This is a genomic window from Antrihabitans stalagmiti (assembly GCF_016482825.1).
Classification (GTDB): Bacteria; Actinomycetota; Actinomycetes; order Mycobacteriales; family Mycobacteriaceae; genus Antrihabitans; species Antrihabitans stalagmiti.
The window spans coordinates 572,056-593,403 of sequence record NZ_JAEMNV010000003.1 but is presented as its reverse complement, the minus strand read 5'-3'; the positions used below and the strand labels follow the sequence as shown (position 1 = coordinate 593,403).

Annotated in this window: 23 protein-coding genes; 11 read left to right on the top strand and 12 right to left on the bottom strand. The window is 64.4% G+C overall.

The window, feature by feature from the left end; translation table 11 throughout:
• Nucleotides 1-101: 101 nt before the first annotated feature.
• The 3 genes from JGU71_RS11460 to JGU71_RS11450 are packed head-to-tail and all read right to left on the bottom strand — an operon-like array spanning nucleotide 102 to nucleotide 1,638.
• A complete protein-coding gene (locus tag JGU71_RS11460) occupies nucleotides 102-458 on the bottom strand; it encodes a hypothetical protein (protein WP_199704249.1) in 357 nt (118 codons plus the stop codon).
• On the bottom strand, nucleotides 455-1,012 hold the full coding sequence (locus JGU71_RS11455) for a hypothetical protein (RefSeq protein ID WP_199704248.1): 558 nt from the start codon (nucleotides 1,010-1,012) through the stop codon (nucleotides 455-457). Before JGU71_RS11455 ends, JGU71_RS11460 begins: the two co-directional genes overlap by 4 nt.
• Before the next feature lie 20 nt (nucleotides 1,013-1,032).
• Nucleotides 1,033-1,638: a TetR/AcrR family transcriptional regulator gene (locus tag JGU71_RS11450; protein ID WP_199704247.1), complete on the bottom strand. Its 606-nt coding sequence runs from the start codon at nucleotides 1,636-1,638 to the stop codon at nucleotides 1,033-1,035.
• Nucleotides 1,639-1,678: 40 nt separating this feature from the next.
• Here JGU71_RS11450 and JGU71_RS11445 point away from each other — a divergent pair, with 40 nt between their 5' ends.
• From JGU71_RS11445 to JGU71_RS11435, 3 genes are all read left to right on the top strand, one after another.
• On the top strand, nucleotides 1,679-2,335 hold the full coding sequence (locus tag JGU71_RS11445) for an enoyl-CoA hydratase-related protein (RefSeq protein WP_199704246.1): 657 nt from the start codon (nucleotides 1,679-1,681) through the stop codon (nucleotides 2,333-2,335).
• A gap of 110 nt (nucleotides 2,336-2,445) precedes the next feature.
• The gene (locus tag JGU71_RS11440) at nucleotides 2,446-3,606 is read left to right on the top strand and encodes an FAD-binding oxidoreductase (protein ID WP_199704245.1); all 1,161 of its coding nucleotides are present in this window, start codon (nucleotides 2,446-2,448) and stop codon (nucleotides 3,604-3,606) included.
• Between the two features lie 7 nt (nucleotides 3,607-3,613).
• Complete coding sequence (locus JGU71_RS11435; RefSeq protein ID WP_307829630.1) at nucleotides 3,614-4,360, top strand: FAD-binding oxidoreductase; 747 nt, start codon at nucleotides 3,614-3,616, stop codon at nucleotides 4,358-4,360.
• Nucleotides 4,361-4,407: 47 nt separating this feature from the next.
• Here JGU71_RS11435 and JGU71_RS11430 read toward each other — a convergent pair whose 3' ends face one another.
• Nucleotides 4,408-5,571 carry a globin domain-containing protein gene (locus JGU71_RS11430; RefSeq protein WP_199704243.1) on the bottom strand — a complete coding sequence of 388 codons (1,164 nt, stop codon included), beginning with the start codon at nucleotides 5,569-5,571 and terminating at the stop codon, nucleotides 4,408-4,410.
• Between the two features lie 276 nt (nucleotides 5,572-5,847).
• On the opposite strand from JGU71_RS11430, the gene JGU71_RS11425 reads away from it, so the two are divergent.
• From JGU71_RS11425 to JGU71_RS11395, 7 genes are all read left to right on the top strand, one after another.
• Nucleotides 5,848-6,966 carry a nitric oxide synthase oxygenase gene (locus tag JGU71_RS11425; RefSeq protein ID WP_199704563.1) on the top strand — a complete coding sequence of 373 codons (1,119 nt, stop codon included), beginning with the start codon at nucleotides 5,848-5,850 and terminating at the stop codon, nucleotides 6,964-6,966.
• A 167-nt stretch (nucleotides 6,967-7,133) separates the two neighbouring features.
• Nucleotides 7,134-7,592: an Asp23/Gls24 family envelope stress response protein gene (locus JGU71_RS11420; protein WP_199704242.1), complete on the top strand. Its 459-nt coding sequence runs from the start codon at nucleotides 7,134-7,136 to the stop codon at nucleotides 7,590-7,592.
• 58 nt (nucleotides 7,593-7,650) lie between these two features.
• The gene (locus JGU71_RS11415) at nucleotides 7,651-7,830 is read left to right on the top strand and encodes a DUF2273 domain-containing protein (protein WP_199704241.1); all 180 of its coding nucleotides are present in this window, start codon (nucleotides 7,651-7,653) and stop codon (nucleotides 7,828-7,830) included.
• Nucleotides 7,823-8,251, top strand: coding sequence for an Asp23/Gls24 family envelope stress response protein (locus JGU71_RS11410; protein WP_199704240.1), 429 nt, complete (start codon nucleotides 7,823-7,825; stop codon nucleotides 8,249-8,251). Before JGU71_RS11415 ends, JGU71_RS11410 begins: the two co-directional genes overlap by 8 nt.
• A complete protein-coding gene (locus JGU71_RS11405) occupies nucleotides 8,248-8,802 on the top strand; it encodes a DUF6286 domain-containing protein (protein WP_199704239.1) in 555 nt (184 codons plus the stop codon). Before JGU71_RS11410 ends, JGU71_RS11405 begins: the two co-directional genes overlap by 4 nt.
• Nucleotides 8,799-9,359 carry an Asp23/Gls24 family envelope stress response protein gene (locus JGU71_RS11400; RefSeq protein ID WP_199704238.1) on the top strand — a complete coding sequence of 187 codons (561 nt, stop codon included), beginning with the start codon at nucleotides 8,799-8,801 and terminating at the stop codon, nucleotides 9,357-9,359. Before JGU71_RS11405 ends, JGU71_RS11400 begins: the two co-directional genes overlap by 4 nt.
• Before the next feature lie 286 nt (nucleotides 9,360-9,645).
• Nucleotides 9,646-10,077 (top strand): hypothetical protein, encoded by a 432-nt coding sequence (locus tag JGU71_RS11395; protein WP_199704237.1) that lies wholly within the window; start codon nucleotides 9,646-9,648, stop codon nucleotides 10,075-10,077.
• 51 nt (nucleotides 10,078-10,128) lie between these two features.
• On the opposite strand, the gene JGU71_RS11390 is transcribed toward JGU71_RS11395, so the two are convergent.
• From JGU71_RS11390 to JGU71_RS11370, 5 genes are all read right to left on the bottom strand, one after another.
• Nucleotides 10,129-10,497, bottom strand: a complete 369-nt coding sequence (locus JGU71_RS11390; RefSeq protein ID WP_307829629.1) for a heat shock protein transcriptional repressor HspR — start codon at nucleotides 10,495-10,497, stop codon at nucleotides 10,129-10,131.
• 199 nt (nucleotides 10,498-10,696) lie between these two features.
• A complete protein-coding gene (gene dnaJ / locus JGU71_RS11385) occupies nucleotides 10,697-11,884 on the bottom strand; it encodes a molecular chaperone DnaJ (protein WP_199704235.1) in 1,188 nt (395 codons plus the stop codon).
• 24 nt (nucleotides 11,885-11,908) lie between these two features.
• Nucleotides 11,909-12,592, bottom strand: coding sequence for a nucleotide exchange factor GrpE (gene grpE, locus JGU71_RS11380; RefSeq protein ID WP_199704234.1), 684 nt, complete (start codon nucleotides 12,590-12,592; stop codon nucleotides 11,909-11,911).
• Entirely contained in the window at nucleotides 12,589-14,448 is a 1,860-nt protein-coding gene (gene dnaK, locus JGU71_RS11375) for a molecular chaperone DnaK (protein WP_199704233.1), read from the bottom strand. Before dnaK ends, grpE begins: the two co-directional genes overlap by 4 nt.
• Before the next feature lie 205 nt (nucleotides 14,449-14,653).
• Nucleotides 14,654-15,232, bottom strand: coding sequence for a TetR/AcrR family transcriptional regulator (locus tag JGU71_RS11370; RefSeq protein WP_199704562.1), 579 nt, complete (start codon nucleotides 15,230-15,232; stop codon nucleotides 14,654-14,656).
• Nucleotides 15,233-15,285: 53 nt separating this feature from the next.
• Between JGU71_RS11370 and JGU71_RS11365 the strand changes: the two genes are divergently transcribed.
• Nucleotides 15,286-15,960, top strand: a complete 675-nt coding sequence (locus tag JGU71_RS11365) for a lysophospholipid acyltransferase family protein (RefSeq protein ID WP_199704232.1) — start codon at nucleotides 15,286-15,288, stop codon at nucleotides 15,958-15,960.
• Nucleotides 15,961-15,970: 10 nt separating this feature from the next.
• Here JGU71_RS11365 and JGU71_RS11360 read toward each other — a convergent pair whose 3' ends face one another.
• From JGU71_RS11360 to JGU71_RS11350, 3 genes are all read right to left on the bottom strand, one after another.
• Complete coding sequence (locus JGU71_RS11360; protein WP_199704231.1) at nucleotides 15,971-17,458, bottom strand: dynamin family protein; 1,488 nt, start codon at nucleotides 17,456-17,458, stop codon at nucleotides 15,971-15,973.
• Nucleotides 17,455-19,365: a dynamin family protein gene (locus JGU71_RS11355; protein WP_199704230.1), complete on the bottom strand. Its 1,911-nt coding sequence runs from the start codon at nucleotides 19,363-19,365 to the stop codon at nucleotides 17,455-17,457. The genes JGU71_RS11360 and JGU71_RS11355 overlap by 4 nt, the downstream gene beginning before the upstream one ends.
• Before the next feature lie 115 nt (nucleotides 19,366-19,480).
• Nucleotides 19,481-21,304, bottom strand: a complete 1,824-nt coding sequence (locus tag JGU71_RS11350) for an IniB N-terminal domain-containing protein (protein WP_199704229.1) — start codon at nucleotides 21,302-21,304, stop codon at nucleotides 19,481-19,483.
• Nucleotides 21,305-21,348 lie beyond the last annotated feature (44 nt).

Sequence of the window (21,348 nt, the reverse complement as noted above, 5' to 3'; positions counted from 1 at the left end):
AGGTTGAGTCTGTTCCGCTCAACTTTAGAAACTTTTCGGGAACCTGGCAAGAGTGGGTGATTGCACTCGGAATCCGAGCGAGATCGCACAGGATTCGCCGCTCAAGCAGTGTCGCTTGGCTCCTGATCGGCACTGAACAGGACGATCAGCACATAGGGCACAAGGAGTACGGCGTTGCCGAGCGATCCGAGCAACAACCCAGTGCTGGCACCCTCGGCGAAGAGCACGCGGTAACCGCCGAGGGCAAGGCCTGCCGGAACCGCCAGCACCGGCAGCAGCGCCAGGAACAGCGAACACGTGCTGACGGCGTCGCCGACGACCATCGCCGGACCACGCATGCGGGTCCGCTCGAACATCGCGACGAGCCCGAAACCGACGACGATGCCGACGATCCGCACCCCGATACCAACCGGGAGTAGGCAAAGGGTCTGCAGCAGTCCGGGAGAGAAGCCACTCATGGCTTGGATACCCCCGAGGAGGGTTCACCGACGTCGATCACCCGCATTCGGTCGACCAGCCGACCGAGCAGAGGTTTGCGCTCAGGCTGGCTCAGGTCGACCTGAAAAGCCCACCCGACCGCGTCGGGCAGGCGGAGCAGCGGCTCCGTCACGACGTCGGCAGGCAGCCAGGGTGTACCCGCAACAGGCCCGGACGTCACGATCAGGTCCACCCCGTCTGCCGCCAGAGCGTCGGTCAGTGCGCGTGAGTGTGCGAACTGGCGCATGGCCGCTTGCGGAGTCCCGATCGCCGAGGCCTGCGGGCGGGTGAATACGCACACCGCGCGAGAGTCGAACAACCGGTAGAGCAGATCGAATGTCGGTTGATACTGATCCTGCCGCGGGGCAGCAGCGACGATGTCGACCACATCCGCTCGCAGGCGGTCCGCTTCGTCCTCGCCCACGACGACAGCGCACGAACCGACCGAAAACGGCGCGGCGTGCGGCGGTCGCAAGTGGTCGAGAAATGCCGTTCGAAGCGACGGTGACCTGGACGCGGCGGCCTCGTTCAGCACCGTCCGACGGTATAACAAGCTCAATCCAACACAGCCCTGACCGCGGCGGGAAGTCGGTCGCGCCGAGCTCGCGAAGGCACGTCACCGTCGCGCAGGTAGCGCTGCGCGAACGCGAACGGCAGATCGACGACGGCGAGGGTCAGCAGATCGACGTCGGTCGCGCCTGTGCCGCCGAGGAGGTCGGCGCCGAGCGCACGCAGTAGCCGCACACTGTCCGCATTCGCGCGTGCTATCTCGTCGCGCAGGTCGTCGTCCAGGCTCAGGTTGGCAACATCGCGGAGCCGAAAGGTGTCCAGCAGCAGAACATCTCGCGGGTTTGCGAGACAGTGGTCGTAGTTCGCGAGCGCGATCGAGACCGCGTCGACCGCGCCATCGGGTCGCACCGACTGCGTGCCGCGGACAGCGCGTAGCCAGGCGCGTGCGAGCATCTCGTCGACCGATTTGAAGCGGTGGTAGATCGAACCCGTCGGAGCGCCGGCCTGTTCTGCGATCGCCGATACGGTCGTCGCGCGAGCGCCTCGGACAAGCAGAACGTCGCGCGCGCAGTCGAGAAGGTGGTCGGTCGAGTGGGTGACACGAGCCATACTTTCTCCCGTCTGCTCGGCGTTGACATCTCTAGAATACATATTCTAGAGTCTGAATTCTAGACAGAACGGGAGCACAGCCATGGTGGCAACACTCGAGTACCGCGACAACATCGCCGTCCTGAACCTCGGCGACACCGAGAATCGCTTCTCGCTCGAATGGCTCGACTCGGCCAACGCCGGACTCGACACCGTCCTCGCCAGCGAGCCGACCGCGCTGATCACCACGGGTAGCGGCAAGTTCTACTCCAACGGCCTCGACCTGGACTGGCTGCTCGCCAACGGCGAGAAGATGGGCGAATACGTCGGCGAGGTGCAGAAGGTTCTCGCTCGCGTGCTCACCCTTGCCGTTCCGACCGTCGCCGCCGTCAACGGTCACGCGTTCGGCGCAGGCTCGATGCTCGCCATGGCCCACGACTTCCGCGTCATGCGGTCCGACCGTGGCTTCTTCTGCTTCCCCGAGGTCGATATCCGCATCCCGTTCACCACGGGCATGGCCGCACTGATTCAGGCGAAGACCACTCCCCAGACCGCCGTCGCATCGATGACGACAGGTCGACGCTACGGCGGCGAAGACGCACTGGCCGCAGCCCTGGTCGACCGCGTGGCGACCGAAGACGCGCTTGTCGGAGCCGCAATCGAGATCGCGACGCCCCTGATCGGCAAGGACTCGGGGACCCTCGGCGCCATCAAGAAGACCATGTTCGGTGCAGCCGAAGCAGCGTTGCTCACCGTCTGAGCACTACTGACGCGGTCACCGCCAGCGTGTTCTCGGGACGGCACACGAAGTGTGGATAATGTGAGTCGGTACCTTCCACACCCGAGAGGCTCCGGAAGGAGGTCGGCTACGTGAACTTGCGAGCGATCGCACAGGTGCGGTCCAACTTTCGCTCGGTCACCGAGACGACCAACGGCAGCGACCGCCTCACCAACAGCTTCTACGGGTTCCTTTTCGGCGAGAATCCCATTCTCCGCCAGCTGTTTCCGGCCGCGATGGACATGCAGCGCGAGCGCCTCGTCGCCGCAATCTCCTACCTGCTCGACATCCTCGACGACACCGAACGCGCTGTCGGATTTCTCGAACAACTCGGCCGCGATCACCGCAAGTACGGTGTCGAAGGCGACCACTATCCCCTCGCAGGCCGCGCTCTGCACTCGGCGTTGCGCGCCTACACCGGGCCTGCGTTCTGGACGAACTCGATCGACGAAGCCTGGCTCGACGTGATCGACCTCATCGTCACCTCGATGGCGAACGGCGCGGACTCCGACGACCTGCCGTCGCATTGGGAGGCGACGGTCGTCGAACATCGCAAGATCCTCGACGATCTCGCCGTCGTCCGACTCCAGGCCGACGTCCCCGTCCCGTACGACACGGGGCAATATCTTCCGGTCCGAACGCCGCAGCGGCCGAGGATGTGGCGCTACCTCTCCCCCGCGATACCCGCGAACGACTACGGCGAACTCGAATTTCACGTCCGCAAGGTGTCTGGCGGCTGGGTCAGTCCGTCGATGGTCAACGAGACCCAGGTCGGGGACCGGTGGACGATGGCAGCACCGCTCGGCGGGTTGCGCGTCGACTTGACCAGCGGCGCAGACGTTCTGATGATCGGGTCCGGCACAGGGATCGCGCCGCTGCGCGCACAGATCATGGAGATGACAACCCGGGGCATCAATCCCCGCGTGCACCTGTTCGTCGGTGGCCGCTTTCCGTGCGACCTCTACGACCTCGGGACGCTGTGGCAGATCTCGCTGAGCAACCCGTGGTTGACCGTCGTCCCGATCTCCGAATTCGACACAGACCCGTGGTGGCACACCGGCCCGACGATCGAGCCGCCGTTCGGTATGCATCAACGACTGACCGGCGAGATCGGGTCCATCGTCGCGAGTTTCGGCTCGTGGTCGGACCGGCAGATCCAGGTCGCGGGCTCTCCGACGATGATCTCGTCGACGGTCCGAGCACTTCTCGATGCAGGGACACCCGCTTCCCGCATCCAGCACGACCCGGTTTGAGACCGGCATACTTGGCCGGGTGTGGAAGTCAACCGTCGTCGAACATCACCGCCTCCGGCACGACCTAGCCGTCGTCCGATTGATCGGTGATGTCGTCCCTTTCGTTGCAGGACAATATGTTTCGGTGCGAGTCCCACAGCATCCACGCGTCACGAGGCGGTTGTCACCCGCATTGCCACCGTCGTTGGACGGCAAGCTCGAGTTTCACGTACGCACGGTGCCCGCGGGGTGGGTGAGCGGCACGACCGTCGCCGAGACGACACCGGGTGACGTCTGGGAGATCACCGAACCGGCGGGGCGACTTCGCATCGACGACACCGGCCGCGATGTGGTCATGATTGCGGGCGGGACCGGTTTGGCGCCGTTTCGATCGTTGATACTCGATGTCGCCCGGCGCACCGATCCGCCGCGCGTCTATCTCTTCATCGGTGGCCGCAGCCCACGGGACCTGTACGCCTCCGACATGCTGTCGCTACTCGCCGGCGACCTGCCGTGGCTGACCGTGGTTCCCGTCGTCGAGGATCTATTCGATCCGCCGTGGAAAGACGAGTGGTACGAGCAGACGAAGTCCGACATCGGCTTCACCGTGGACGAAGTTCTGCAAGGAACGCTCGGCGATGTCGTCAGCGCTCACGGCGCATTCGCCGACCACCAGGTGTTCGTGTGCGGATCCCCTGCCATGACGCGGGCGACGATCGATCGACTGACCGAATCGGGCACACCCATGGAGAACATCCGCTACGACCCGTGGTGACCGGGTTTCGCGGCTGATCGGTACCGCTTTGTTCAGTACCGCTTTGTTCAGTACAGCGGATCGTGCCGAATGTTCGCGGTCGGTGTACCCGCGGCCATCATCCGGAACTTCGTGGTCTGGACCATCGACGGGGAGCCGGCGATCTGAATGTCGCGGTCGGCCCACGACCCCATGCTCGCGACGACCTTGCCGATCTGTCCGACGAGTGGACTATCCATGCCCGCGAGGTCGGCCTGCGATCCGCCGTAGTACCACCACGGATTGTCGTTGTTCTCGGTGACCGCCGTGACCGTCAGCCAGGGGTTGGTCTGCGACAGGCGCCATAGCGTCGCGTAGTCGTAGAGGTCGCAGGGGTGATGACCGCCGACGACGACATGGACCCGCGGGTTGTTGCGTCGCGACGCCATTTCCATGACCTGCGCTCGCAGTGGTGCGATGCCGGTGCCGCAGCCGACCATCAACATGTCCTGTGTCGGGTGCGGCGGGACACCGAGCGATCCGAGTGGCGATCCGACGAGCCACTGATCGCCGACGTCGACGTGGCCGACGATCGACGGGCTGACCCAACCACCCGAAACACCACGAACATGGAACTCGATCTCGCCCTGTTCGTTGGCAGGATTCGCGGGTGACAGGTAACGCCACATCCGGGGACGCGACGGAATCTGCACGCTCAAATACTGACCAGCGGCGTAGTACATGGGTTCGCTGAGTTGTAGCCGGACGACAGCCAAGTTACGCAGAATTTCCCTGTGCTCGACGACCGTTCCGCCCCACACCGGCGGGTTGCTCTCCGACGCGGCCGCGCCGATCATCGTCGCAGCAATGACGCCGATCGCTTCGGTCCACGCTTTGTCGACCTCTTCGGTCCACATTTCGGTGCCCGCGAAGTTGCGGAGCGCCTTGATCAACGAATTGCCGACCGCGCGGTAATGGGAATCGTCGATTCCGTACTTACGGTGGTCCCTGCCGAGCTGTGCAAGGAAAGGCAGCAGGTTGCCTGGGTCTTCGAGACGGTCGACCACGTAGGCAAGGGCCTTTACAAGGCGATCTCGTTGCGTATCCATTGCTGCGGGAAAGAAATCCCGCACGCCCGGGTTGTCGGTGAACAAGACAGCATAGAAGGACTTCGTCAGCTTCTCAGGACCGTCTTCGCTGGCGGCTACCGCCTTGAAGGTCGTCCTGACCAGCGAGATCGTTCTCGAATCCATGCTGTATTAACCCCGTTCCGCACTCGAACGCTCCCTCGCGTAGATGATGGCGAGTCGCGCAGCCCCGCGGCATGTGCCGATCGGTTCAGGGCGCAAGTGTATGCGAGATTTTCTAGCAGCGGAATCCTCTCATTGAGGTACCCTCGGTTAGCTTCGAGCCCGGGGCCTGCTATAGCAAATAGTTAGCAACGCATTAAAGGGAGTATTTTTATCATGCCGACTTCCTTCGGAGTTAAACAGCTCGAACTACCCTTATCCGAGGTTCAGGGCATCGAAATGCGAACCGACGCCGTCGAGTACGACCGCCGCAGACAATTGCGCGAGTGCATCGACTTCTACAATCTGCCCGAGCTGTCACACCTGCCGACGAGCCGACGACTCAACGTTCTCGCCACCTTCGAAAGCACCGGACGCTACGAACAGAGCGCCGAGGAAATCCTCGTCGGCGCCAAACTTGCGTGGCGAAACCACGCGCGCTGCGTCGGCCGTAAACACTGGCGAACACTGAAACTGATCGATGCGCGCGCTGCCGTCACGCCCGAAGCCATCGCGGAAGCCTGCTGGCAACACCTTCGCCTCGCCACGAACGGCGGCGCCCTGCAATCGGTCATCACCGTCGGCCCGCCGCCGCTGCCGGACGGACGCGAGTACCGAATCGTCAGTCCGCAGCTCATCCGCTACGCCGGCTATCGCAACATCGACGGCACGGTGACAGGCGATCCCGCTCACGTCGACATCACCGAAATGGTCACGCGGATGGGCTGGCGTGGCACCGGCACGCGGTTCGACGTACTCCCGATCTTGATCAGCACACCAGACGAACCGCTGCGCTGGTTCGACGTGCCTCCCGAACTTGTCCTCGAGGTACCGATCGTGCACCCCGACTACCCCTGGTTCGAGGAGCTCGCCCTGAAATGGCACGCGGTGCCAGCAGTGTCCAACATGGACTTCGAGGTCGGCGGCATCACCTACCCGCTGGCACCGTTCAGCGGCTGGTACGTCAACACCGAGGTCGGCGCGCGGAACTTCAGCGACGAGAACCGCTACAACATGCTGCCCGAGATCGCCCGCAGGCTGGAGCTGGACACCAGCTCGGACCGCACGCTCTGGCGCGACCGCGCCCTCGTCGAGCTCAACCGCGCGATCATCCACAGCTATCGGATTGCCGGCGTCTACATGGTTGACCATCACACCGTCGCCAAACAGTTCATCGACCATGTCGAACGCGAAGCCAAAGCTGGCCGCGAATGCCCGACGGACTGGTCCTGGATCAACCCGCCGATGTCGTCCGGACTCACTCCGACGTTCCACCGGTACTACGACCCGCCGAATCTCGATATTCGCCCCAACTTCGTCACGCGGGTGAAGTCGGGCAACGGCTGCCCGTTCACGTAGCTGCTGGTTGTGCGGTGCTTTTCGGTTTAGCTTGATGCTGACAAGGGGATTCCGCACAAGGAACCACAGTCGCGCGTCGGGCGTTGAATGCTCGTGGCACGATCCGATGTGCAACTCGAAACGAATCTCCGTTCGGCAGCATTCGACTATCAACAGCGAGGCGTGCGATGACCGATCCCGTACTCAACCGATTGACCACCGTCGACCAGGCAGCGGTTAACGCACCCGACCCACAGGGTCGCACCGTCATAGCCGACATGGTCGTAGCGAAGATCGTCGGAATCGCGACCCGCGAGATCAGCGGGGTGCACGACGTCGGCGGCGGCGCGGCACGAGTGGTCGGCCGGTTGCGCGAATCGATTCCCAGCGCCAGAACGAATCTCTCGCAAGGCGTCTCGGTCGAGGTCGGTGAGCGACAGACCGCGGTCGACATCGGCATCGTCGCCTACTACGGCACTGCCATCCACGAACTCGCGGCAGCCATTCGGCGCAACGTGATCGCCGCCGTCGAACGTATGACGGGACTGGAGGTCACCGAAGTCAACATCACGGTGCACGACGTCTACTTCGAGGGTGACGACGACATCGTCGAGTCGATCGAGATCACGAAACCGCGAGTGCAATAGTGGACGCCGTCGACGCATCGGAAGCCACTGTTCACATCTCCGCGGAAGGCGCGCTTCGATGACTCACGCAGTGCTCGGACTTTTCGCAGGCCTGCTCCTTGCCATCGCCGGGATTGTCGGCGGCTTCGGCGGATTCCTCTTCGCGCTCGTGCTCGGCGCCATCGGGCTGGTCATCGGAGCCCACAGCGACGGAACGATCGACCTCAGCGCGCTGCTCCGGGGCCGAGGTCGTGGCTGACCACGGATTGTCCGCGACCGAGGCCTCGGGTAGCCAGGCCGACGACCCCGGCCAACGCGGCACGCTCACGATCAAAAATCGCGCAGCGATGCGGATAGTCGAAATCTCCGCACTCGAAATACCCGGCGTGATCAGGAGCAATACTCGACTCGGCAATCTCACCGGTCGTGACCTGCCACGCGCCGTCGTCGACATGGCGTCCGAGCACCCCAACATTCGCGTCGACATCGCAGTCGAATGGCCGAGTCCCATCGCGGCGGTCTGCGGGCAGGTCCGAGATCGCGTCGTCACCGAGGTCGTCCGCCTCACCGGGCGGCACCCCTCTCGAGTCGACGTCGCCGTCACCGACGTGGTCGCGAACATCGACACCGAGATCGTCGCCGAACTGCCGCCCCCACTCGCGGCAGGTGCCACCGAATGACCACCACAGGTGCCGATACCAAAGGTCCGCGTGAACCGCTCGCACGACCACTCGCCGCGCCGTTCGCCATCATCGTGTCCGGATTGCTCATCGCCATCAGCGTGGTCGCAGGGCGCGAGTTCTTCATCGAACGCGACGTCGTCGACGAAGCTCCCTGGATCCGCAACAGCTTCGAGTGGCTCAGCCGAATCACCTGGGAAGGCTGGATGCTGCCCGCCTCGATCGCTGCGGTGGTCGTCGGCATCGGCCTGTTGTTCGTCGCTGCCAAACCGCGCGCACGCACACACTTTCGGACTGCCGGACCCTTGCCGATGTGGTTGCGCCCCACCGACGTCGCGAGACTGTCCACCTCGGCCGCAACGCATGTCGACGGCGTCCGCCGCGCGCAGACAACGGTCGGCAGACGGACAGCCAAGGTCGAGATCGTCACCGACGGACGCGATCCAGCCACTATCACGGGAGCGGTGCAGACAGCGGTGACCAAGTCCTTCACCGAACTGGCCGAAGCTCCGAAAGTGCTTGTCGCCATCGACAACTCGCAGCGCCGATGAACCGCCCGATAGTCGGTATCGACAGAGCGGTGCTCCTCGTCGTCGCACTCGCTCTGCTTGTGCTGGGTGCGCTGCTACTGCTGTGGCGAGGCGGCGTCGAGATTGCTCGCGACGTCTTCGCCCATGCCGACCGACGCTGGTACCAGCTTGCTCCGCAACAGGTTTGGTGGGATTGGGTCATCGCAGGAGTTGCGGTCGGTGCGCTGATCCTCGGCGTGTGGTTGCTGCTTGCAAACCTGCGGCGACACCGACTCGGGTCGGTCGAGGTCGACGGCACCGACGAACTCGGCACACTGACGGTGAACACGGGGCAGGTCGGCAATGCCGTTGCAACGATGATCGCTCAGCATCCAGCGATCCAATCTGCCTCTGCCCGTGCAATTGTCGACCGAGGTCGGCGCACACTCCGGATCACCGTCGTCGCCGAGCCCGACGTCTCGCTCGACCACATTCGACGTATCGCAGCGAACAGTCTCCGCGACGTCGACATAGCGCTCGCAGGTGCGAACGTCGTGACGCAACTCTTCGTGCGCTATCTACCGGCTCGGCACAACTAGGCGTCGCGAGCGCACCTGCTCGTGCCAGCGCTCCAACGGGCCATCAGTGCTCATTTTTTCGTCGAAAGTGAGCACTCGTAGCCCGTTCGCGCTGGGCAATCGCGACCTCGCCAATGCATTGCGAACCTCACATGCCTGATCAGGCGTGTGAGGTCCGGAATCGGGCAGCGACGTCGCAGGCTCGGCAACGACGAGGGTGGGGAAGATACCCCCGAGGGTGCCTATCGGAGGTGGAATATCCGCGCGACTCTTGGCGAGGAAGTACACAACTCGAGGGGGGTTCCACATGAAGCGAACGATCAGCATGTCCTGTGCGGGGGCACTGGCGGCCTGCGCAATGGCGATAGGACTTACAGCCGGACCTGCGCAGGCGCACGGGGTGACGATCGACGATACCGACAGCCAGGGGTATCTGAATTACCCGGGCGCTCGGTGCAACTACACCAACCAGGCGGTCACGATCGCGCGGACCGACCAGTCACTCATCGTCGTCTGTATCACCGGCGCGAACCGCTACTACTACAAGGGTTTACGACTCAGCGACGGCGCGACGATCGAGATCGACGATCCCACCTACGAGTCACCCGGCATCTGGTACGCGCAAAACGGTGAGACGCTCTATCACTTCAACCAGTACGAGTTCTACATCTCGAACTCGAGCGTCGGCATCATCGGCTACGAACCTGTGCTCGAATCGCGGGGTCTGACGAGGGGGTAGGCGCCTGCGGCACTCGTGAGCACTTCAGGAGGGCCCAACCGCCGAAAAGACTCACGAGGGCCGGGGGCCCCTTTTGTGTTTCGGCTGCCAGACCACGAGAGCGGTACTGCGCGGGATAGGAACGAGGTCGCGACGATAGCCCGCATGCATCGACGCGATTTCCGCCGCCATCTCCGTGATGCGATGCTGCAGCGCCTCGACCTGATTCGTCAACTCGATGATTCGCTTGATGCCAGCTAGATTGACGCCTTCGTCCTGGGAAAGACGCTGCACTTCCCGGAGCAATGCAACGTCGCGCGGCGAATAGCGTCGACCTCCGCCCGTTGTGCGTTGCGGGGTGACCAAGCCGAGCCGGTCGTAGGTGCGCAGCGTCTGCGCGTGCATGCCCGCGAGCTCCGCGGCAACAGAGATCACGAACACCTGCGCTTCGGTGACGTGCGCTGCGCTTGCGTCCGCGTCGGGACCCCCTGGGACCGCGCCCTTTTTCGGCTTCCCGGTCACCGCTACACCTCCAAATGGCCCTTCTCGAACTCAACCGAGTTCGTCTCGAACTCCAACACCTTCGGGACCCGCACTCCATCAGGAGTGCGGGCACCGAAAGCTGATGCACAGGTGCGCATTACGCTCCTGCCCACCCAGCGCGCGGATCGAAGCCACTGGCTCGTTCCGCTTCTGCGTACTTCTCCAACGCCGCCGTCGCGGTCGCATCGAGCTTCTGCGGAACCGCAACCTTGACCGTGACGAGCAGATCGCCTGCAACGCCACCGCCACGACGCGGAACGCCGCGACCACGGACTCGCAGGATTCGACCGTCGACCGTTCCCGGCGGCACCTTGACGCCGACCCGACCATCGAGCGTTGGCACCGAAACCGTTGTGCCGAGCACCAGTTCGCCGTAGCTCACCGGCAGGACCAACGTGAGATCGTCACCCGCCCGACCGAATACCTTGTCCGCCTTGACGTGCACGGTGACGAACAGATCGCCCGACGGCGCGCCACGCAACCCTGCTTCGCCCTGGCCCGCGAGTTTGATGCGCTGACCGTCGTTCACACCGGGTGGCACGCGGACCGTGATGGTCCGAGTTCGGTTCTGAATGCCGGACCCGTGACAATCCGTACACGGGTCGTCGATGATCGAACCGGTACCGCGGCAGTCGTCGCAGGGCTCGCTGAAACCGAACGCGCCCTGGTTACGGCTGACTACACCGCTTCCGTTGCAACGCGGACACACTCGCGGACTCGTTCCCGGCTTCGCCCCGCTGCCGTGGCACGTTGTGCACGGCGACGGGCTTGTCATCCGAAGCGGAACGGTGACGCCCTGCGCCGCTTCTCGGAAGCCGAGTGTCGTCTCGGTCTCCACGTCGCTACCGCGGCGCGGACGGCTGGCCGCGGTGCGATTGCCGCCACCACGGTTGAACAACCCGCCGAACAGGTCGCCGAGACCACTGTCGTTGGCCGAGGCATTGCCGAACAGGTCGCCGATGTTGAACTCGCCGCCGCCGAAGTTGCCGGCGCCGCCACCGGTGTAGCCGGTACCCGGGGTAAATCCGCCGCGACCGAAACCGCCGCCAGCGAACAACTTCCGCGTCTCGTCGTACTCCTTGCGCTTGGCGGCATCCGACAACACCGAATGTGCTTCGCTGACGGATTTGAAGCGCTCCTCCGCCTTCGTGTCGCCCGGATTCGCATCCGGGTGATTGTCACGAGCCAGCTTGCGGTACGCCTTCTTGATCTCGTCGGCGGTCGCGCTGGAGGAGACACCCAGTTCCTTGTAGAAGTCCTTCTCGATCCACTCCCGTTGGCTCACTGAGCATCTCCTCCTCTCGCACTTCTAGCTTTGATCGAATTCGGCATGCGCGCCGGAATCCGAGTTCACATCAATCGAATCCGACCCGGCGGACGGCGCGGTTGCGTCTCCCGTCGAATCGGTCACCGTCACGAGCGCGTGCCGCAGCACCCGCTCGCCGATGCGGTAACCCTTGCGAAGGACTGTACCGAGAACAGGGTCGCGACCCTCGCCTTCGTGCTGCACGGCCTCGTGCAGTGTCGGGTCGAAAGACTCACCCTCGGCGCCGAATTCGGTGACGCCCTGCTTGGTCAGCAGGCCGGCAAGCTTTTCGGCAACAGCCTTCAACGGACCCGTCTCGAGGTCACCGTGTGCTCGCGCACGCTCGAGATCGTCGATCACGGCGAGCAATTCGGTCACGACCGACGCCTTGGCGGAATCGATGACGGCCTTGCGGTCGCGTTCGACCCGACGACGGTAGTTGGCGTACTCCGCCTGCAGCCGCTGTAGATCTGCAGTTCGTTCCGCAAGTTCTGCGGAACGAGCGTCCTGCGGGTCCACAATTTCTGCGTCCTCGAGTGCCCCTTCGTCCACCGACCCGGGCTGCGGGGCGGTGCCGGTACCAGCAAGTGGTTCCGGCACGCCCTCGCCATCCCGAACTTCACCGGTCTCGGGGTCGATCTTTCGGTTGTCGACGAAAGTGACCGGCTCGGTGTGGTCTTCGCTCACTGCTTGCCCAGGTCGATCGGCTCGTCCTCCACGACCTCCGCGTCGACGACCTGATCGTCGTCGGCGGCATGAGCGCCACCCTCGGCACCGTTGGCCTCACCTGCGGAGTCGGCAGCCGTCGCCTCGTAGATTGCCTGGCCGACAGCCTGCGACTCGGTCGCGAGCTTCTCGACCGCAGCCTTCACAGCAGCGAGATCGGTGCCCTGCAGTGCGGTCTTGGCCTCTTCGATCGCGGCCTCGACCTTCGACTTGACGTCGGCAGGAACCTTCTCCTCGTTCTCCTTGATGAACTTCTCGGTCTGGTGCACAAGGGACTCGGCCTGGTTGCGGACCTCTGCCTCTTCGCGACGCGCCTTGTCTTCGTCGGCGTGCGCTTCGGCGTCCTTGATCATCCGATCGATGTCTTCCTTGGACAGGCCGGAACCGTCCTGGATCTTGATCGTGTTTTCCTTGCCGGTGCCCTTGTCCTTCGCGGTCACGTGCACGATGCCGTTGGCATCGATGTCGAAGGTGACCTCGATCTGCGGGACGCCGCGCGGAGCCGGCGGGATTCCGGTGAGCTCGAAGGATCCGAGCAGCTTGTTGTGCGACGCGATTTCACGCTCACCCTGGAAGACCTGGATCTGCACGGACGGCTGATTGTCGTCGGCCGTTGTGAAGGTCTCGGACCGCTTGGTCGGGATCGTGGTGTTGCGCTCGATGAGCTTCGTCATCACGCCACCCTTGGTCTCGATGCCGAGGGACAGCGGGGTGACGTCGAGGAGCAGAACGTCCTTGACCTCGCCCTTGAGCACGCCTGCCTGCAGTGCGGCGCCGACGGCGACGACCTCGTCCGGGTTGACGCCCTTGTTTGGCTCGCGGCCACCGGTCAGTTCGCGGACCAGGTCCGAGACAGCCGGCATACGGGTCGAGCCACCGACGAGCACGACGTGGTCGATCGCGGAGACCGAGATGCCCGCGTCCTTGATGACGTTCTGGAACGGCGCACGGGTGCGGTCAAGCAGGTCGGACGTGATCTTCTGGAACTCGGCGCGCGAGAGCTGCTCGTCGAGGAAGAGCGGGTTCTTGTCGGCGTCGACCGTGATGTAGGGCAGGTTGATCGACGTGCTCTGGCTGGAGCTCAGTTCGATCTTGGCCTTCTCGGCAGCCTCACGCAGACGCTGTAGTGCCATCTTGTCCTTGGTCAGGTCGATGCCCTGGGACGCCTTGAACTTCTCGACGAGCCAGTCGACGATGCGCTGATCCCAGTCGTCACCACCGAGGTGGTTGTCACCGGAAGTCGCGCGGACCTCGACGACACCCTCGCCGATCTCGAGCAGGGACACGTCGAACGTGCCGCCACCGAGGTCGAACACCAGGATGGTCTGCTCGCTCTCGCCCTTGTCCAGGCCGTACGCGAGTGCAGCTGCGGTCGGCTCGTTGACGATGCGCAGCACGTTGAGGCCGGCGATCTGGCCAGCTTCCTTCGTGGCCTGGCGCTGTGCGTCTTCGAAGTACGCGGGGACCGTGATGACCGCGTCGGTGATCTCTTCACCCAGGTACGCCTCTGCGTCGCGCTTGAGCTTCATCAGAGTGCGCGCGCTGATTTCCTGCGACGTGTAGTTCTTGTCGTCGATGGCCACTGCCCAGTCGGTGCCGATGTGGCGCTTGACCGAGCGGATGGTGCGATCGACGTTGGTGACCGCCTGGTTCTTGGCGGGCTGGCCGACGAGCACTTCACCGTTTTTGGCGAAGGCGACGACCGATGGTGTGGTGCGTGAGCCTTCGGAGTTGGCCACAACTACGGGCTCGCCGCCTTCGAGAACGGCGACAACCGAGTTGGTGGTTCCGAGGTCGATACCGACCGCACGAGCCATTTGTGTTCCTCCCTATCGTTGCGACGACGCCGATGCGGCCGTCGCTATGTACTGTCTCTGCTTGATGCTGAGCGTAGTGCACTCAATCTTGCCGGGTGCCGAGGCTACTCGTCAACTCGGAGTTGAGCGGACCACACTCAAGTCAGTCGAAGTGTCCAACGGGCATGGTTCGCGATTTGTTCCCGAGCGTCCGGCCGAGTCCCATTCAGGCCAGATGAACGGCGACGCTGTGCTCGATCAAGGCGCCGAAGTCGGTAGTTCCGGCCGCAAGCTCGAGGCTGCGATTCGTGGCAAGCACAGCGATGCCGTGCACGTTCGCCCAGAGTGCGACTGCTTGCCGCTGCGAATCCGCCCCTCGCGCCTGGGTAACGACCGCAGCGAATGCGGCGAACATGGGGACCGTGGTCGAGCGCAGGTCAGCTCCTGCCCCGTCGAGCAGGTCGTGCCGGAACATCAGCGTGAACATCTCGGGCCGTTCTTGCGCGAACGCCAGATACTGCAGCCCGAGTAGGCGAAGACGGTCCGGCGCCGACGCCTCACGAACGTCGAAGCACGGCGCCAACCGGGCATTCAGATCCGCCACACCGGTGGCTGCAATCGCGGCAAGCAGCGCGTTGTGCGTCGGGAAGTATCGTCGCGGCGCACCGTGCGACACCCCCGCCCGCCGTGTGATCGCGCGAAGCGTCACGGCAGCCATGCCGGCCTCGTCTAGCAACTCGACACCGGATTCGATCAGTCGTCCGCGTAGCGGTTCGTCGCTTTCCACGTAGACATTGTCTACCATCACGTGTAGACAGTGTCTACGCGTACGCTGGGTCCATACGAAAAGGATTGTCCATGTGGTACTGGCTGTTCAAATATGTGTTCATCGGACCTCTGCTTCGAGTCGTCGGCCGACCGACGATCGAAGGCGCCGAACATATTCCGAAGACCGGACCCGTCATCCTGGCAGGCAACCACCTCACCGTCGCGGATTCGTTCTTTCTCGTGCTGCTGGTCCGGCGGCGCATCACCTTCGTGGCGAAAGACGAGTACTTCACGGCCCCTGGCATCAAAGGGCGGATGCAACGTTGGTTCTTCTCCTCCGCAGGGCAGGTACCGATCGACAGGTCGGGCGCCGACGCCGCACAGAGCGCATTGAACACGGCGGTCTCCATCCTCGAACGCGGCGGCGTCTGGGCCATCTACCCGGAAGGCACCCGATCTCCGGACGGTCGGCTCTACAAGGGCAAGACCGGCGTGATCCGTGTTGCGCTCGAAACCGGCGCGCACGTCGTCCCCATCGTGACGAGTGGCTCCGAGAAGGTGAATCCGGTCGGCAGTCGAATGTGGCGGTTCGGCAAGGTTCACATCAAGGTCTGCGAGCCGCTGGACTTCGCGCGCTACCGGCCGCTGCGCGAACGTCAGTGCATCGTCCGTGCCGCAACCGACGAACTGATGAGCGTGCTCTACACCTCGTCCGGACAGGAATACGTCGACCGGTACGCGGCCGATGTAAAAGCCGCATCCTGATCGGTCCGGCTTACAAAAACCTGCCGAGCACACCTTCCGCACTACGCGCCGCAGTCTCGCATGCCTTGGCTGTGAACTGATCCAGCAGCGGATGTGCCGCTCGCGCACGCCATTTCCGCACCGCGATCATCGCCGCGGCGCGCTGCTGCTCGGGACCCGTCCCCGCCTCCAGACCGAGGCGCACATTCGGATCGATACCGAACCCACCGACCAGACGCGTCAATTCGGTGACGTCGGCGGCGGGGAGAGCAACCTTCGACGTTCGCAGTCGGCCGAGGAGCCGCAGTTCGTTGAAACCGTGCACATCGGCGAGCATGCGCCTGATCGCAGGAATCAGGTCGGCAGCAGCCGGGACCGACAGGGCCGTCGGATGACTCGTCAAAACACGCTCCAACGCGACAAGCGCCGAATGTGTCTTGAGCTGTTCCGCACGCTGCCCGAACTGCACGTCGATCAACTGGCGTAGCTCGTCGAGCCCGCTGCGCTCGACCAATTGCGCTGCAAGCGTTGGCGAATCACTCACACCGAGCTTGATCAACGTGATGGACAGCCGAATTCCGAAGAGCCCGAAGCGTCGAACGAGTGCCGCGCGCATCGCTGCGTCGACGGGCAGCGGACTGTCGGGTCTGGCAAATCGGTCCGCGGACAACAATGCGATCTGCATGTCCTCGACCGGCACCTGAGCCAGTGCCTGGAACGCGACGAACTCGCTCTGGCGCAACGTGCGCGCAGCGAAGGCGAGCAACCCTGCGACGGGAACAACGGCTTGGCACAACCCCGTTCGCTCCAACTCGGTAGCGAATCGCTCGGCCATGTCCTTCGCCGAACCCATCGCATCGATTCGTCCGGCACCGACCTCGTCGGCACGAGATACAACGCCGACCACACCGAGTGGACCCGACTCGGCGCCGACGTGGGACCCGATACGGCCCAGAAAAGCGACGTCGTTGGCACTCAGACTCCGCAGCAGGTAGACGACTGCGTCTGCGCCCGACGCCGCGTTCTCCGGCGTGAGCAAGTCGAGGGTGCGAGCCGAAACATCAAGCGACAGCGACGATGTACCCGGGGTGTCGATCACGGTGGTGTCCGCGAGCGCACTGGCGGGCCACTCCACCTCGAGTCGATCCACCTGGGCAGCGGTCAGCGGGCCGAGGTCGAAGGTCAACCCGCCCTCCCGACGCTGCACCAAGACGTTCGCGCGTCGACCGCCGTCGTGCCAGGCCGTCACCGTCGGGGTCGAACCACTGCGATACCAGGTCACGACGCGGGTGCACTCGGTGGCGTCCGTCGGCGCAATGTCCTGTCCCACCAACGCATTCAGCAGCGTCGACTTGCCCGCCTTCAGCGAACCCGCGAGCGCGATCCGAAGTGGTTGATCGAGCCGTTGCAGGCATTCGTCGAGTTGGGCCCGCAGTCCAGGATCGTGGCCGAGAGCACGACGAGCGGCGTGTACCAGTTCGCGAGCTTCGTCGATCGACGCTCCGTTGCGGCGGGTCATCGTGTACCCGGCGTCGGTCCGCCTTGACCTGCCGCACCGATTTGACGTCCCGGGGCCGCCGACCGCGGAGCACCGACGGCAAGCGCATCGTCGGACCGGATCCGCAGGGCCGCAATCACTCGAATCTGTTGTTCCAGTTCGGCACAGCGTTGGGCACGCTGCGCGGATTCCACGGTCGCCGCTTCCTGTGCAGCGCGTAACGAATCGTTCAGCGACCGCAACGCTTGATCCGCGATCGCCGTGAAGTGGTCCCGAAGTACTCGCTGGATCTGTCGCAACCGATCCTTCGATTCCTTGTTCGCCTGAAAGCTGACATCCTCGACGAAGCGCCTGATCGCGATCTTCGCCTCTTGGCGGCGACGCGCCAGCCGCTGATCCTTGTCCTCTTTGAATGCCTTGGAGCCCAACAGAACTCCGGCACCGATCGAGATCGGGTTGATCAACGCCAAGCCGGCAAAGGTTGTGATGAGACCGAACATCAGCACGCCGCCGTAGGAGCCCCGCATGCCGACGAGAACCTTCTGCGTGATGCCGACCTTGCCCGAGTCGAGGTCGGCGAGCGACTCGACCGGCTCCATCACACCGTCGAGGTCGTGAATATCCATGTGCGGCAGCGCAACCGAACCTGTCTCGGCGAAGTGTTCGGCTACCTGCTGAGCCAACCACGCTGCACGCTCGTGGGCCCACACGAAATTGTCACCGATCGACGACCCGATCTGTTCGTCGAGCCAACTGCCCAACTGCTCCCAATTCTCACCGGGGTCGGCCGAGTCGACCCACTCCTCGGCTTCACGCGTCACGCGCCGTAGTCGTTCGCGCAGATCGTGATCGATGTCGGCGGCGAGATCGGCGATACCGTCGCCGAGTGTCTGCTGCCATTGCGACGTCCGCTTGTGCAGGTCTTCTGCCGCGATCTTCGCCTTCTGCAGCTCGCGAACCGCGGCCGCGCCTTTGACCGGATCACGAAGGGCGGCAAGCTCGCTGCCGAGTCCGAGCGTCAAATGCTCTGCCGCGGAACGGACATCCATCGCGACTGCCCGACGAATGTTTCCGTCGGCTCGCGCGACAACCCGCTCCCTCAGGAACTGATACAGCACCAGGAAGCCGGACTCGGCGTTCAATTCCTTGTCCTGCAACCGCATTGCGTGCGAACGCAGCAGCGACGAGATCGGGATCAACGGGACCTGCAGACCCGCCGTGTCGAGATGCTTCCGATTCGCAGCGAGGACCTCGCGCCAATGTGGATACAGGTCGGTCTTGCTGATCAGGCACGCAACCGCGGGACACAGACCGACCACCTGACGAATGAACTTGACCTCGGGCTCGGTGAGTTCGGTCGAAGCGTCCGACAGCACAAGGACCGCGTCGGCGGCGGTCATCACTCCGAGAACGCCAGCCGCGTGCGGGTTTCCGTGACCACCCACTCCGGGGGTGTCGACGACGACGACGCCGTCGGCAAGCAGCGGGCTCGCCGCGCCGACCTCGAGCCGCAGCACTTCTCGCCCCTGCGCAAGCGGTGACGAGGGTGTGACAGAAGTGACCTGATCGATCGGAACCGAGACCCGCAGCGGCTCGGACGCACCTGGATCCGCCAACACAAGTTCTGCATGCGGCTGCGCTGCGTACTGCACCAGCGTCGGAATCGCCGTCGTCTCGTCGTCACCGACGGAGCACACGTTCAGGTTCAGCAACGAGTTGACGAACTGACTTTTGCCCTGCTTGACGGGCCCAACGACGACGATGCGCCGACGCGGATCGAGTACCCGTCCCTTCGTCGTCCGCAACGAGGCAACGAGATCATTGCGACCGACTCGTTCGGCTGCTGCCGTCGTTTCGTCGAGTAGAGCGACGAGGTCGCGCGTCGCCTCCGCAACCGGGCGGCCCGCGCTGGCAGCTGGACTGTTCATGAACCCCTGACCGCTCTCTCGACGAACTCAGACACAGTTGTACCCACACACCGACAAACGCCGGTCCCGTACGCACTAACCGCGTACCGGACCGGCGTCGTTACATCCTTGCCGGTTACGGCATCAGGTGATCAGGCAGGTGCGCGGAATCCGGTGCCGACCCGAACTCTGCACCCGTTTCGCCGCTCGCGCCACCCTCGGCGAAGAGGCTGCCATCGAAGGCGCCGCCGGTCTGGGCAGTGCCGAACACTGCGGTCGGGTCGACCGACGACCACGGCGTTTCCGCTGCGCCGACCTGGCCGCCGAGGTCACCGGCTGCACCGGCACCCGCTTCGAGACCTGTACCGAACTGACCACCGAGGTCACCGACCGCGCCGACACCGGACTCGAGGCCGGATCCGAACTCGCCGCCGAACTGACCGCCGGCCTCTCCGCCCGCACCGAGCTGACCGCCCAGGTCGCCAACCGCACCGACACCCGTTTCCAGGCCGGACCCGAACTCGCCACCGAACTGACCACCGAGGTCACCAGCTGCCCCGAGCTGACCACCGAGGTCACCAACAGCGCCGACGCCGGCCTCCAAGCCTGTACCGAACTGACCACCCAAGTCGCCGACCGCACCAACACCGGTCTCCAAGCCCGCACCGAACTGACCACCCAAGTCACCGACCGCACCGACGCCGGCCTCCAACCCTGTACCGAACTGACCACCCAAGTCACCGACCGCACCAACACCGGTCTCCAACCCCGCACCGAACTGACCACCCAAATCACCGACCGCACCGAGACCTGCGCCGAGGCCGGTCTCCAGCCCCGTCTCGAGGCCACCGCCGAGCTGACCGCCCAGATCGAGACCTGCTCCGGTTGCGAGTACGCCGTCGAATGCGGTGCTCAGATCGGTTTCGAGCTGACCGCCGATTCCGAGCGCGCCGCCGAGCGTCGTTCCGAGGACAGCGCCGATCGTCGAGTCGATGCCACCGCCGATCCCGGTGCCGAGGTCGATGCCGGAGCCCAGGTCGATGCCAGCACCCAAGTCGATGCCCGAGCCCAGGTCGATACCCGAGCCGAGACCGGCTCCGATGTCGGTCCCGACGCCTGCTCCTGCTTCGATCGCTGCCTGGAGCACTGCGCCGAGTGATGCTCCGAGGTCGGCGCCGACCTCGCCACCGATGCCGAGTGCGGATCCGAGCATGGTCGACAGCTGTCCTTCGATGTCGAGCACTGCTCCGAGGTCGATACCGGCTCCTGCGCCGAGGGCGCCGTCGAATGCCGCGTTCAAAGCCGTCGAGAGGTCCGCCGTCAGGTCAGCGCCGACGCCGAGCGCCCCGCCGATTGCGGTGCCGATCTGCGCACCGAGGCCGAGGTCACCGCCAAGCCCGAGGTCGCCGCCCAAGCCGAGTCCACCGCCGAGGCCGAGATCGAATCCCGCGCCGACGGCCGTTTCCAAAGCGCCGCCGATGGCGGTGCCGAGCTGCACGCCCGCCGCTCCACCGGCTGCGAGTGCGCCACCGAGAGCCAAAGCAATTTGGGCTCCCAGATCCGCGCCGATATCCGTGCCGAGACCGAGGTCGATGTCGCCGACCGCTCCACCGCCGAGGTTCACATCACCCAACGCGACCGTTCCCAAACCGAGGCCGGCACCCGCACCGAGGCCGAGGCCTGCGCCGAGTCCGCTGCCTGCAACACCGATCGCTCCGACACCCGCTCCGGCTCCTGCGCCGACGCCGGCTCCCGCACCGAGAATCGTCGACAGGCCTGTGCTTCCCGTGCACAGTGCCGATTCGGCGACCATCGGTGCGACGGCGACGATGTCGGCGTGGCTCACACCGGCCAGTCCCGAAGCAGCGAGAACGCCTTCTGGGTTCGCGCAGTACTGGGCGGCTGCCTCGTCGCTACGGAGCAGGTTGAGGATGAATTCGAGTACGGCGTTCTGGGTCATGACGTCTCCTGAGTCGGTTGGACCGGGCCGAATCAGCTTCGGCG

Bases quoted from the DNA above. Each gene is read 5' to 3' on its own strand.
- JGU71_RS11405 (WP_199704239.1), top strand. From the start codon at position 8,248: ATGACCACCACAGGTGCCGATACCAAAGGTCCGCGTGAACCGCTCGCA.
- JGU71_RS11450 (WP_199704247.1), bottom strand. From the start codon at position 1,638: ATGTATTCTAGAGATGTCAACGCCGAGCAGACGGGAGAAAGTATGGCT.
- JGU71_RS11395 (WP_199704237.1), top strand. From the start codon at position 9,646: ATGAAGCGAACGATCAGCATGTCCTGTGCGGGGGCACTGGCGGCCTGC.
- JGU71_RS11400 (WP_199704238.1), top strand. From the start codon at position 8,799: ATGAACCGCCCGATAGTCGGTATCGACAGAGCGGTGCTCCTCGTCGTC.
- JGU71_RS11355 (WP_199704230.1), bottom strand. From the start codon at position 19,365: ATGAACAGTCCAGCTGCCAGCGCGGGCCGCCCGGTTGCGGAGGCGACG.
- JGU71_RS11415 (WP_199704241.1), top strand. From the start codon at position 7,651: ATGACTCACGCAGTGCTCGGACTTTTCGCAGGCCTGCTCCTTGCCATC.
- dnaK (WP_199704233.1), bottom strand. From the start codon at position 14,448: ATGGCTCGTGCGGTCGGTATCGACCTCGGAACCACCAACTCGGTTGTC.
- JGU71_RS11460 (WP_199704249.1), bottom strand. From the start codon at position 458: ATGAGTGGCTTCTCTCCCGGACTGCTGCAGACCCTTTGCCTACTCCCG.
- JGU71_RS11360 (WP_199704231.1), bottom strand. From the start codon at position 17,458: ATGACCCGCCGCAACGGAGCGTCGATCGACGAAGCTCGCGAACTGGTA.
- JGU71_RS11425 (WP_199704563.1), top strand. From the start codon at position 5,848: ATGCGAACCGACGCCGTCGAGTACGACCGCCGCAGACAATTGCGCGAG.
- JGU71_RS11370 (WP_199704562.1), bottom strand. From the start codon at position 15,232: ATGGTAGACAATGTCTACGTGGAAAGCGACGAACCGCTACGCGGACGA.
- JGU71_RS11430 (WP_199704243.1), bottom strand. From the start codon at position 5,571: ATGGATTCGAGAACGATCTCGCTGGTCAGGACGACCTTCAAGGCGGTA.
- JGU71_RS11350 (WP_199704229.1), bottom strand. From the start codon at position 21,304: ATGACCCAGAACGCCGTACTCGAATTCATCCTCAACCTGCTCCGTAGC.
- JGU71_RS11420 (WP_199704242.1), top strand. From the start codon at position 7,134: ATGACCGATCCCGTACTCAACCGATTGACCACCGTCGACCAGGCAGCG.
- JGU71_RS11445 (WP_199704246.1), top strand. From the start codon at position 1,679: ATGGTGGCAACACTCGAGTACCGCGACAACATCGCCGTCCTGAACCTC.
- JGU71_RS11365 (WP_199704232.1), top strand. From the start codon at position 15,286: ATGTGGTACTGGCTGTTCAAATATGTGTTCATCGGACCTCTGCTTCGA.